This window comes from Variovorax sp. 01T439_2, assembly GCF_056398445.1.
The window spans coordinates 1-11,294 of the sequence record NZ_JBFTPJ010000308.1 but is presented as its reverse complement, the minus strand read 5'-3'; the positions used below and the strand labels follow the sequence as shown (position 1 = coordinate 11,294).

General features: G+C 68.6%; 14 protein-coding genes. 7 read left to right on the top strand and 7 right to left on the bottom strand.

The genetic code is table 11. The annotated features are described in order from the left end of the window. Both AC1DOC_RS15980 and AC1DOC_RS15975 read left to right on the top strand, forming a co-directional pair. On the top strand, positions 1-1,198 hold a 1,198-nt coding region (locus AC1DOC_RS15980), incomplete at its 5' end, for an FMN-binding glutamate synthase family protein (RefSeq protein WP_478130069.1). Beyond that, positions 1,195-2,112, top strand: a complete 918-nt coding sequence (locus AC1DOC_RS15975) for a BUD32 family EKC/KEOPS complex subunit (protein ID WP_478081469.1) — start codon at positions 1,195-1,197, stop codon at positions 2,110-2,112. The genes AC1DOC_RS15980 and AC1DOC_RS15975, both read left to right, overlap by 4 nt. A 9-nt stretch (positions 2,113-2,121) precedes the next feature. Here AC1DOC_RS15975 and AC1DOC_RS15970 read toward each other — a convergent pair whose 3' ends face one another. From AC1DOC_RS15970 to AC1DOC_RS15945, 6 genes are read right to left on the bottom strand one after another with little or no spacing between them, the layout of a single operon-like run. After that, positions 2,122-2,376: a hypothetical protein gene (locus AC1DOC_RS15970; RefSeq protein WP_307592917.1), complete on the bottom strand. Its 255-nt coding sequence runs from the start codon at positions 2,374-2,376 to the stop codon at positions 2,122-2,124. A 32-nt stretch (positions 2,377-2,408) separates the two neighbouring features. After that, positions 2,409-2,693, bottom strand: coding sequence for a hypothetical protein (locus AC1DOC_RS15965; RefSeq protein WP_436034981.1), 285 nt, complete (start codon positions 2,691-2,693; stop codon positions 2,409-2,411). Between the two features lie 3 nt (positions 2,694-2,696). Then, on the bottom strand, positions 2,697-2,942 hold the full coding sequence (locus tag AC1DOC_RS15960) for a hypothetical protein (protein WP_062363682.1): 246 nt from the start codon (positions 2,940-2,942) through the stop codon (positions 2,697-2,699). Then, the gene (locus tag AC1DOC_RS15955) at positions 2,939-3,559 is read right to left on the bottom strand and encodes a type VI secretion system amidase effector protein Tae4 (RefSeq protein WP_478081468.1); all 621 of its coding nucleotides are present in this window, start codon (positions 3,557-3,559) and stop codon (positions 2,939-2,941) included. Before AC1DOC_RS15955 ends, AC1DOC_RS15960 begins: the two co-directional genes overlap by 4 nt. Before the next feature lie 45 nt (positions 3,560-3,604). Then, positions 3,605-4,036: a putative toxin-antitoxin system toxin component, PIN family gene (locus tag AC1DOC_RS15950; protein ID WP_478081467.1), complete on the bottom strand. Its 432-nt coding sequence runs from the start codon at positions 4,034-4,036 to the stop codon at positions 3,605-3,607. A 38-nt stretch (positions 4,037-4,074) separates the two neighbouring features. Further along, entirely contained in the window at positions 4,075-5,316 is a 1,242-nt protein-coding gene (locus AC1DOC_RS15945) for a THUMP domain-containing class I SAM-dependent RNA methyltransferase (RefSeq protein WP_478083998.1), read from the bottom strand. Positions 5,317-5,396: 80 nt separating this feature from the next. Here AC1DOC_RS15945 and AC1DOC_RS15940 point away from each other — a divergent pair, with 80 nt between their 5' ends. From AC1DOC_RS15940 to AC1DOC_RS15920, 5 genes are all read left to right on the top strand, one after another. Then, entirely contained in the window at positions 5,397-7,067 is a 1,671-nt protein-coding gene (locus tag AC1DOC_RS15940; protein ID WP_478130068.1) for a sensor histidine kinase, read from the top strand. Between the two features lie 90 nt (positions 7,068-7,157). Then, positions 7,158-7,787 (top strand): cytochrome b, encoded by a 630-nt coding sequence (locus AC1DOC_RS15935; RefSeq protein WP_478130067.1) that lies wholly within the window; start codon positions 7,158-7,160, stop codon positions 7,785-7,787. Beyond that, positions 7,784-8,365, top strand: a complete 582-nt coding sequence (locus AC1DOC_RS15930; RefSeq protein WP_012745633.1) for a YceI family protein — start codon at positions 7,784-7,786, stop codon at positions 8,363-8,365. Before AC1DOC_RS15935 ends, AC1DOC_RS15930 begins: the two co-directional genes overlap by 4 nt. 40 nt (positions 8,366-8,405) lie before the next feature. Beyond that, entirely contained in the window at positions 8,406-9,041 is a 636-nt protein-coding gene (locus tag AC1DOC_RS15925; RefSeq protein WP_418146659.1) for a YceI family protein, read from the top strand. Between the two features lie 24 nt (positions 9,042-9,065). Next, positions 9,066-9,713, top strand: coding sequence for a LysE family translocator (locus AC1DOC_RS15920; RefSeq protein WP_436034978.1), 648 nt, complete (start codon positions 9,066-9,068; stop codon positions 9,711-9,713). A gap of 10 nt (positions 9,714-9,723) precedes the next feature. Here the strand turns inward: AC1DOC_RS15920 and AC1DOC_RS15915 are convergent, their stop codons facing one another. Then, entirely contained in the window at positions 9,724-11,292 is a 1,569-nt protein-coding gene (locus tag AC1DOC_RS15915) for a phospholipase D family protein (protein WP_478130066.1), read from the bottom strand. Between the last annotated feature and the right edge of the window lie 2 nt (positions 11,293-11,294).

Genomic DNA, 11,294 nt, shown 5'->3' with positions numbered 1-11,294 from the left:
GCCCTACAGCGCGAGCGTGTTCAACATCTCGGCCATGAGCTTCGGCGCACTGTCGGCCAATGCGATCCTCGCGCTCAACCAGGGCGCCAGGCTGGGCGGCTTTGCGCACGACACCGGCGAAGGCTCCATTTCGCAGCACCACCGCGTGCATGGCGGCGATCTGRTSTGGGARATCGGYTCGGGCTACTTCGGCTGCCGCRACGAGGACGGCACGTTCAACGCCGAGCGCTTCAGCGCCAACGCGCGCGATCCGCAGGTGAAGATGATCGAGATCAAGCTGAGCCAGGGCGCCAAGCCCGGGCACGGCGGCGTGCTGCCGGCACCCAAGGTCACGCCCGAGATCGCGGCCGCGCGCGGCGTGCCGATCGGCATCGACTGCGTTTCGCCCTCTTCGCACAGCGCGTTCAGCACGCCCATCGAGATGATGCATTTCATCGCCAGGCTGCGGGAGCTGTCGGGCGGCAAGCCGACCGGCTTCAAGTTCTGCCTCGGCCATCCGTGGGAGTGGTTCGCGATCGTCAAGGCCATGCAGGCGACGGGCATCACGCCCGACTTCATCGTGGTCGACGGCGCCGAGGGCGGCACCGGCGCCGCGCCGGTCGAGTTCAGCGACCACGTGGGCGCGCCGCTGCAGGAAGGCCTGCTGCTGGTGCACAACACGCTCGTCGGCGTGAACCTGCGCCACCGCATCAAGCTGGGCTGCGCGGGCAAGGTGATCACGGCCTTCGACGTGGCGCGCATGATGGCGCTCGGCGCCGACTGGTGCAATGCGGCGCGCGGCTTCATGATGGCCCTGGGCTGCATCCAGGCGCAAAGCTGCCACACCGGCCACTGTCCTACCGGCGTGACCACGCAGGACCCGGTGCGCCAGCAGGCGCTGGTGGTGCCGACCAAGGCCGAGCGCGTGCGCAACTTCCACCGCAGCACGCTGCATGCGCTGCAGGAGCTGGTGCAGGCCGCCGGCCTCGACCATCCGCAGCAGATCACGGCGCACCACATCGTGCGGYGCATTTCCGACACCGAGGTGCGCCTCCTGAGCAACCTGGTGATGCAGGTGCAGCCGGGCGCGCTGCTCGGCCCGCTCGACAAGCAGCACAACGTGTTCCGCACCTACTGGCCGCTGGCCAGCGCCGAGAGCTTCCAGCCCCTGACACAAGGACCGCACGGCCTGGTGTCGAACCTTCCGCTRGCCGCATGAACCCCTTGCGACGCGGCGCATCGGCGCGGCTGCACAGCGCCAAGGGCGCGGCCTCCGCGCCCGCGCCGCTGGACGCGCAGCCCTTCGTGCCGGCGCCCGGCGACTACGCCGAATTCCTGCGCCTCATGCTGCCCAAGCAGCAGAAGAACGTGGCCAGCCACCGCTTGGGCAGCGAGCGCGTGTGGCTCAAGAAGGCCGGCCCGCGCCACGGCAAGTGGGGCTACCGCGTGATGGCGGCGGTCGCGCGCATGGCCCGGCTGGACATCATCAAGCCGGTGCCCAACCCGGGCGGCGAGGCCGCTATTGCCACCGAGGCGCGGCGCCTGCGGCAGCTCGCGGCCGCGGGCCTGCGCGTGCCGGCGGTGCTGGCGCAGCAGCCCGACGGCCTGCTGATCTCGGACCTCGGCGAAAGCGGTCGCGCCACCGTCGTGCTGCAGGAGCGGCTCGACCAGGCCGCCGCGGCCGGGCCGGCCGCGCTGCTCGCGGTCTGGCGCGTAGGGCTGGCCGCGATCGCCAAGGTGCATGTGCGCGGCCAGCACCTGAGCCAGGCCTTCGACCGCAACCTGGTGCAGTGCCCCGACGGCGTGATCGGCTACATCGACTTCGAGGACGACCCCTCCGAGGTCATGGCCCTGGCCGAGTGCCAGGCCCGCGACTGGCTCAGCTACCTGCACTCCACGGCCATGATGCTGGAAGCCGCCGCACCCGAAGCCGCCGGCCTGCACTGGCACGCCGCGCTGGCCGAGGTGGACACGGAAGTGCGCGAGCGCATCGCCGAGGCGGCGCGGCGCATGAAATGGGCGCAGAAGCTGCCCGCGAGCCGCCGCTGGGGCCGCGACACGCAGCGCGTGCGCGCGGTGGCGCGGCTGCTGGGGCGCTGGCACCTGGGGCCGGCTGCTGCGCTGCAGAACTAGCAGCGGTCGTCAGGGGCGCTGTTGGCGGCTGAGTTGCTTCTGCCGCCATCTGCGGAATGCGAGGTCGCCGAGCCAGCCGCCGGCAATGGCGCAAAGGGCCTGCACTGCAAGAGCGATGACGAAGGCTTGCGACAAATCGCTCTCGCTTTGGGCCCTGTTCATTTCGTACCACTGCCCAATGGGGACGAGCACGACCTTCGCAACAAGAAAACTGAGCGCAAATGCGCCGGCCAGAATACAGAGCAGTCGAATGAGTATCTTCATGGAACTCGGCCGATCCGTGATCGCTACATGAGCTACGGGCGATCAGGCTGCCTCTGCCGCCACTTGCGAAATGCCCAGTCGCCGAGCCAACCGCCCGCGATCAATGCGAGGAGTTGAACGGCGAGCGCGACCATGTACGCCTGGCCCAGGTCACCGTCGTTCCTTGCAAAGTTGAGCTCGTACCAATGGCCCACAGGGCCAATCAGCTTGTAGAAAACAAGGCTGAGTGCAATCGCTCCGACCAAAATACAGAGCAATCGAACGAGTGTTTTCATTTGGCCCAGATCAATGATGACCCCGCCCAACAGATGCGCCACGAGCTACTTGCGATCAAGCTGCTTCTGTCGCCATTTGCGAAATGCCCAATCTCCCAGCCACCCGCCCGCAACAGCGAAAATCGCTTGCACAGCAAGAGCGATAACGAAAGCGTCGGATACATCGTCGAAGCTCTGGGCCTTGTTCATTTCGTACCACTGCCCAATAGGGGCGAGCACGACTTTCGAAACAAGAAAACTGAGCACCAGCGCTCCGACCAAAATGCAGAGCAGTCGAGCGAGGATCTTCATAGGACCGGCCAAAACCATATAGCTTGCGCATGGCGCATGTCAGTGAGGACACCTTCCCAAGAGATCCGCCACTGAATGAGGAACCAGGACGAAAGTTTAGTCAACCGCGATCCATTCCAGAGATCGATATGGTCGCCCTGCCGCCCCTCACCCCAGTAGTTCTGGATGAACACGATGCCAGCGCGTCCTGCAATTTTGTCGAATCCTTCCTTGCCGGTGTACTTTTCGGTGCGCGACATAAGACCGGCGGTTCCCGAATCAAGCCAGCTCGCTAACTCCTGTGCCCGGATCGGATACTTCGGCTTGTCTTTTTGCCAGGAGTAGACGCCTCGAAAAGTGTCGAGATTCATGCTCGACCGGATAAAGGCAGCGCCAACGTTGATCGCACATTGGTCCTTGTAAACGTCCTTGTCCAATAAAGCGCCGTCGCCCTTGATATTGGGATGATTGGCCCAGAGCGTCGCGAAAGATGGTTGCATTTTTCCCGTCGAAACAAGAATTGAAGGGTGGCGCCAGTGAAAGCTAACACCGTCCCTCGCAGGTGTCGATGAGTCGGAAGTTGTCAATCCGCCGGTTTTCGCGCGTTTCTGCGCGCAGCGGCAATCGACCAGTCCCATGGGTGCAATTGGCGCGGCATGAGCCGAGCGCCATCACTGCGCCGGCTACGAAATCCCGAGCGCCGCCTGCACCACCACGCCGCGCAAGGCCAGCCGCTTCTTCATCGACAGCACCGCGCGGTCCTTGCTGAGCAGCAGCGCGCGGTGCGCCACCGCAAGGTCGATGAAGACCTGGTCGTCAGGGTCGCTGCAGACGCAGGGTGCGCGCGATGGAACGCCTTCGACCATGCGCACCCGCGCATCGAAGTCCGCCAGCACCGCGGGCACTTGCAGGCCGCGCTGCGCCATGCGCCGGGCGATCAGCGGGTAGCCGAGCACGCGCTCGAGTTCGACGCGCATCGCGGCCGTCGCGAGCCAGCGCAGCTCGCCCGCGGCCAGCATGGCGATCAGCGGCACCCAGGCGGGGTCTTCGAAGACCAGCAGGTCGAGCGCGATGTTGGTGTCGATGACGACGAGGCCGGATTCCGGAACGGTCATGGTGGCGTGCGATCGCGCACCCGCAGGTGCGCGCAGTGCTACTTCCTGGCCGAACCCGCAACCATGTCGAAGCGGAACAGCCGGCACTCGATGGGCCCGTTCCACATCGGCACGCGGCGCGATTCCTTCAGCCGCATCTGCCTGGGCAGCTTCAGGTCGGGCGTGAGCACCCAGGCGGTCCAGCCGGCGTAGTTCTTCTTCCAATGGGTGGCGAGCTGCGGAAAGAACTCGCCGCCGCCGTCGCTGCCTTCACCGCCGCCCTCGCCTGGGGTCTGCGCGGCCTCGCGGGCGCCGAAGCGCGCCACGCCGCCGACCTCGATGCGCTCGCCGTACGGCGGGTTGAGCATGATCACGCCGCCCTCGGCCGGCGGCATGCGCTGCAGCGCGTCGCCGCCGCGGAACTCGATGGCATCGGCAACGCCGGCGCGCTCCGCGTTGCGCTCGGCAAAGTCGACCATGCGGTGCGAGACGTCGGAGCCGAAGATGGCGACATCGCGCGGCACCGCCGACGATGCGGCTTCCTTCCTGATGGCGTCCCACACATGCGCCTGGAACGGCAGCAGCTTCTCGAAGCCGAAGCGCCTGAGCGATCCGGCCGCAATGCCGCGCGCGATCTGCGCCGCCTCGATGGCGATGGTGCCGCTGCCGCAGCAGGGGTCGTACAGCGGCTCGGCGGCCACGGCGCCGGTTTCGGGGTTCCACCAGCCGCTGGCGGCCAGCATGGCGGCGGCCAGCGTTTCCTTCAGCGGCGCATCGCCCTTGTCCTGGCGCCAGCCGCGCTTGAAGAGCGGCTCGCCGGAGGTGTCGATGTAGAGCGTGCAGTGCTCGGTGGTCAGGTGGGCGAACACGCGGCAGTCGGGCCACTGGGTCTCGATGCTCGGGCGCACGCCGCCGGCCTTGGCGCGGAAGCGGTCGGCAATGGCGTCCTTGATGCGCAGGGTGGCGAAGTTCAGGCTCTGCAGCGGGCTGTGCTGCGCCGTGGTCTCGATCTTGAAGGTCTGCTTGGGCGTGAACCAGATCTCCCAGGCCACGCCGCTGGCGATCGCGTAGAGGTCGTTCTCGCTGCGGTAGGGCGCGTGGGCCAGCTCGACCAGCACGCGCTGCGCGAGCCGGCTGTGCAGGTTGAGCTTGAGCGCGTCGCGCCATTCGGCGCGCACCCGCACGCCGCCGCGCAGCGTGAGCAGGTCCTGGCCGACGCGGCCGGTGAGCGCATGGACTTCCTGCGCGAGGAATTCCTCGACGCCGGCGGCGCAAGGCAAAAAGAGAGAGAGATCGTTCACGGGGGGTTCGCCATCATTCGGCCGCTGGGGAACGCCATTGTCGCCGCGCCGGGCCGCTTCTCTATATAGTGGATCGGCCGATGAATTCCACCACCGCGCCCATGGTTGCTCCGGCTGTCGCCGACGACGATGGGCGCTTTGCCATCCAGTGCGAGGTGCTGCGGCTGTCGATCCGCCCGATCGGGCCGGTGCTGCTGGCGCAATACCTGCTGAACTGCGGCGTGGCGGCGCTCTTTGCCTGGCAGTATTCGCTTTCCCGCGCACTGGTGTGGATCTCGCTCATCACCGCCGTGACGCTCATGCGCGGCTTCTTTCCGCAGCGCCTGCCCACCCCCTTCACCCCGCAAAGCCTGCGCGATGCACAGCGCACGCACACGGTGCGCACCGGCATCTGGGAGCTGGCGCACGGCCTGGCCGGCGTGCTGCTGTTCAACCCCGGCCAGCCCGAGCAGCAGCTGTTGCTCGGGCCCATGAAGGCGGTGGCGCTCATCGGCATCGGCCTGACCGCGATGATGTGGAAGCTGGTGGCCGAGCATTCGCGCCAGCTTGAGGAAAACATCGGCCTTCGCCTGAACGAGCGCAGCCTGCGCGAGCAGGCGCTGGCCGGGCTGCGCGCCTCCGAGCAGGCGCAGGCCGAGCGGCTGCGCTTCTTCTCGGCCGCCAACCACGACCTGCGCCAGCCGGTGATGGCCATCGGCCTGCAGGCCGAGGTGCTGCGCCAGCAGCTGGACAACGGCGCCGATGCGCCCGTGGTGCAGCACACGGTGGCCTCGCTCGCGCGCGCGCAGCAGGCGCTCGAAGGCCTGACCAACCAGCTGCTCGAGATCGGCCGCATCGAGGCGGCGGCCGATCCGCTGCAGCCGGTGGCGGTGCCGCTGGCGCCGCTTTTGGCCGACCTCGCGCGCCAGGCCGGCAATGGCCGCGTCACGGTGCGCTGCCCCGCCGATGCGGTGGGCTGGGCCGATGCGGTTTCGCTGCGCCGCGTGCTGGCGAACCTGGTCGACAACGCCGTCAAGTTCACGCCGCGCGGCCGGGTGCTGCTGGCTGTGCGCGCACGCCGGCGCGACACCGGGCGCGCCTGGCGGGTGGAGGTGCGCGACAGCGGCATCGGCATTGCGGCGGACTCGCAGGAGCGCGTGYTCGGCGACTTCGAGCAGATCGGCAACGTGGAGCGCAACCTGCAGCGCGGCCATGGGCTGGGCCTGGCGATCGTGCGGCGGCTGGCCGCGCAGCTCGGCATCCAGGTTTCGCTGCGTTCGGCGCCGGGGCGGGGCTCGGTGTTCGGCTTCGAGCTGCCCGCGGCGCCGGCCGATGCGCCGGTGGCGGCTCCCGCGCCCGCGGCACAGCCCCGGTCCGGCGCGGCGCACGCCCTGCGGCCCGGCCTGGCCGTGCTGGTGGTGGAAGACAACGCCGTGGTGGCCGACAGCCTCGGYGCGCTGCTGCAGCAATGGCAGCTCGCGCCGCGCGTGTACGCCAGCGCGGCCGAGGCGCTGGCGCTGGCCGACCTGCGCGCGCTCGACGTGGCGCTGTGCGACATCCGGCTGCCGGGCGCGCTCGACGGCATCGCGCTGGCGGAACGGCTGCAGCGGCAAAAGCCCTCGCTCGCCATCGCGCTGGTCTCGGCCGACATCGGCGAAGCCACCCAGCGGCTGGCCGCGGAGCGCGGCTGGCATGCGCTGCGCAAGCCGGTGCAGCCGGCCGAGCTGCATGCGGTGCTGATGCAGGCGCAGCAGGCGGCATCGGGGCGCTGACCGGGCGGGCGGTGCGTCTGGCACGGCTCGTGCACTGCCTTCACCGCTTCCGATATATGCTCCGCGCACAGGCCGCCGGTCCTGCCCCCGATGTCCATCGACACCCCCTCCCACCCCGCCRCCATGGCCGATGCGCCCGCCGATCCGCGCGGCCTGCGCGAACTGCGTTATGGSCCGGTCGCCATGGCGCTGCACTGGCTGCTCGCGGCCATGATCGTCGGCTCGCTCGGCGTCGGCCTCTACATGACCGGCCTGCCGCTCTCGCCGGCGCGCATCAAGCTCTACAACTGGCACAAATGGGCCGGCGTGACGATCCTGCTGCTGTCGGCCGTGCGCCTGCTGTGGCGGCTGCGCCATCCGCCGCCGCCGCTGCCGGCCGAAGCGGCGGCGGCCATGCCGCGCTGGCAGCGCAGCGGCTACCGCGCGAGCCACGCGCTGATGTACCTGCTGTTCCTGGCGGTCCCGCTGTTCGGCTGGGCCTACAGTTCGGCGCTGGGCTTTCCGGTCGTGTGGTTCGGCGTGCTGCCGCTGCCCGACTTCGTGCCGGTCGACAAGGAATGGGCCGAGGCCGTGCTCAAGCCGCTGCACAAGGGCAGCGCCTTCACGCTGGCCGCGGTGGCGCTGCTGCACGTGGCGGCGGTGCTCAAGCACCACTGGATCGACCGCGATGGCATCTTGAAACGCATGTGGCCCGCGCCACGCAAGGAATCCGCCGGATGAAGCGCACCTCCCGTCTCTGTCTTGCGGCCGCCCTGGCGTTCGCCCCTCTCGCGCCCGCGCTCGCCGAGCCCGCCACGGCCACTCGGCTGGTGGCGGACAAGAGCCAGATCGCCTTCGTGAGCAAGCAGATGGGCGTGCCGGTGGAAGGCACCTTCAAGAAGTTCGATGCGCAGGTGGCCTTCGACCCGCGCAAGCCCGAAGGCGGCACAGTCGCATTGCAGATCGACACGGGCAGCGCGTCGCTGGGCGTTCCGATGAGCGACGCCGAACTGCCCAAGCCGCCGTGGTTCGACACGGCGCATTTTCCGCAGGCCAGTTTCCAGTCGAGCGCGATCAAGGCGCTGGGCGACGGCCGCTTCGAGATGGCGGGCAAGCTCACCATCAAGAACATCTCGCGCCCGATCACGGTGCCGGTGAGCATTGCGCCGGCCGGCGCCCACGCGGTGGCCAGCGGAAGCTTTACGATCCAGCGGCTCGACTACAAGGTGGGCGACGGCGAGTGGACCGACACCTCGGTGGTCGGCAACGAGGTGCTGGTTCGCTTCAAGTTCACGCTCGCGGGGTTCGGTCCGCTCTGAATTCCTTTATTTCGTTCTCACGCCACGCACGCCCATTGCCATGAAGAAGCTCCTCCTCGCTGCCGCGCTCTCAGCCGCGGCGGCCCTTGCCACCCCTGCCCTGGCACAGGAATACACCGCGCCGCCCGTCGCCGCCAAGCCCGCGGGCGGCCCGGTGAAGAACGCCAGCTACGTGATCGACCCCACCCACACCTTCGTGATGTACGAGATGGGGCACTACGGCACCACCACCAACCGCGGCCGCTTCAGCACCAAGGACGGCTCGGTGCAGATCGACGGCAGCGGCAGCAGCGGCAAGGTCGACATCACGATGGACATCAGCTCCATCAACACCGGCGTCGACCTGCTCAACCGCCACGTGCAAAGCAAGGACTTCTTCAACGTGGCCGAATTCCCGACCGGGCGCTTCGTGGCGGACCGCATCGAGTTCAACGGCGACAAGGTGGCCGACGTGCCGGGCACGCTCACGCTGATGGGGCAGACCAAGCCCGTCACGCTCAGGGCCGTGCGCTTCAACTGCTACCTGAACCCGCTCATCAACCGCCAGGTCTGCGGCGGCGACTTCGAGACGACAGTGCAGCGCAGCGACTGGGGCATCACCTGGGGCCTGAACTTCGGCTTCGAGAACAAGGTGAAGCTGCTGGTGCAGGTCGAAGCGGTCAATGTGCAGCAATAGAAGAAGAAGAAGAAGGAGGCAACCATGAGCGGCATCACGGTTCCGTTGCTGGGCATCGCGGGCGCAATGATCGTCGGGGCCATGAGCCCCGGACCGAGCTTCGTCATGGTGGCGCGCACCGCCGTGTCGTCGTCGCGCCGCGACGGCCTGGCCGCGGCACTGGGCATGGGCGCGGGCGGCGTGGTGTTCGCGATTGCGGCGCTGGTCGGGCTGCAGGCAGCCTTCCTCGCGGTGCCGGCGCTCTACCTGGCGGTGAAGCTGCTCGGCGGCGCCTACCTTGTGTACCTGGGCGTCCGCATCTGGCGCGGTGCGCGCGAGCCGCTGTCCGCCGCGCAGGACGAAGGCGCGGCCGCAGGCACGGGCAGCAATGCGCGGCGCGCGTTTCTCCTCGGCATGGGCACGCAGGTCAGCAACCCGAAGACGGCGGTGGTCTACGCCAGCATCTTCGCGGCCTTCCTGCCGCGCGAGGTGCCGCTGGCGCTGGCGCTCGCGGTGCCGGCGGTGATCTTCTGCATCGAGACCGGCTGGTATGCGGTCGTCGCGCTGGCGCTCTCGTCGGCGGCGCCGCGCTCGGCCTACCTGCGCTACAAGGCCTGGATCGACCGCGCGGCCGGCGGCGTGATGGTGCTGCTGGGCCTCAAGCTGCTGTCGGGCGTGCGCAGCAGCAGCTGAGCCGCGCGGGCTACAGCAGGCTCTCGGGCGTCAGCGGCGCCAGCATCTCGAGCATGGTGCGGCCCCAGAAATCGGAGTCGGGCTCCTCGTTCAGCACGGTGGTCCGGCCGGCCTCCTCCTCGCTGATCCACTCGATGCGCGCATTGCCGCTGTCCTTCGCAAAGCGCAGCCGGTAGGCGCCCTGCTGCTTCAGCACCTCGATGAGCTTGAGCGTCTGCTGCGCCATCTCGGGGCTGCGGATGAACAGGCCGATCTCGGTGTTGTGCGTTTCGGAGCGCGGGTCGAAATTCATCGAGCCAACGAAAAGAACCTGCCGGTCGATCACCGCCGACTTGGCATGCAGCCGGCCCACCGAAGTGCCGAACAGGCCGAGCCGCACGCTGCGACGCGTGCGCGTGGTGCTCAGTTCGTACAGCTCGGCGCCGAGCTCGAGCATCTCGGGCCGGTAGCGGCGGTAGGCGGTGTGGACCAGCGGCTCGTCGGTGGCGGCGAAGGAATTGGTGACGATGCTGATCTTCACGTTGCGCCGGCGGATCTCGCGCATCACTTCGAGCCCCGCCTTGCCCGGGATCAGGTAGGGCGAGACGATGGTCACCTCGGAGCGCGCGCGGCGCATCTGCTCGACCACGTTGTAGCGCACGCTGTCGACGTCGAGCAGCGGCACGCCGCCGTACGAGGCGGTCTTGCCGATCACGCGCTCGGGCGAATCGGCATACGCCTCGGCCAGCGTCCAGATCAGGTCGAGCTTGCCGGCATCCAGGTCTTCGGCGATCGGGCTGTAGCCGAGCAGGTCGTTGGGCGCGGGCCGGGGCGGCGGCGGCGTGGTGTCCGGCCCGGTGGCGGTGTCGAAGCGCTTCTGCAGCTCGTCACGTGTCAGCGCGCTCGCCACCACCGACTGGACCGGCCGCACATAGACGCTGTTCCAGTACTGGTCGAACAGCGCGCCCAGGCGCGGAATCAGCGCGCCGGCGACGAAGGTGTCGAGATCGAGAAAATTCTCGCCCGCCGTGCGCCTGAAATACTGGTTGCCGATATTGCGCCCGCCCGCCACCGCCATCGCGCCATCGGCGATGAAGAGCTTGTTGTGCATGCGCCGGTTGACGCGGCTGAAGTCGAACAGCGAGGCGGTGAAGCGCCTGAGCAGGCTGCCGCGCCCGGCCGGAAAGGGATTGAACAGGCGCAGCTCGACATTCGGCGTGGCGGCCAGGCCGAGCAGCAGTTCGTCCTCGCCCGAGGTGTAGAGATCGTCCATCAGGAGCCGCACGCGCACGCCGCGCCGGGCCGCGTCGCGCAGCGTGCGCAGCAGGTAGCGGCCGGTCTCGTCGTTCTMGATCTGGTAGTACTGCACGTCGAGCGTGCGCTGGGCGCGCCGCGCGAGCTGGATGCGGGTGTCGAAGGCAAAGTCGCCGCCCGGCATCAGGCGGAAGCCGCTCAGGTCGGGGTCGGGCTGCGAGRCCTGCGCGATCTTGCCGAGCGCGGTGTCGGCCGAGGCGGCCATGGCCCGGGTGGCCGGGCGCGGCAGCCTGCTCAGGCGCTTCACCGCCTCGCTGTTCGACTTCAGCCGCGTCAACCGGCGCATGC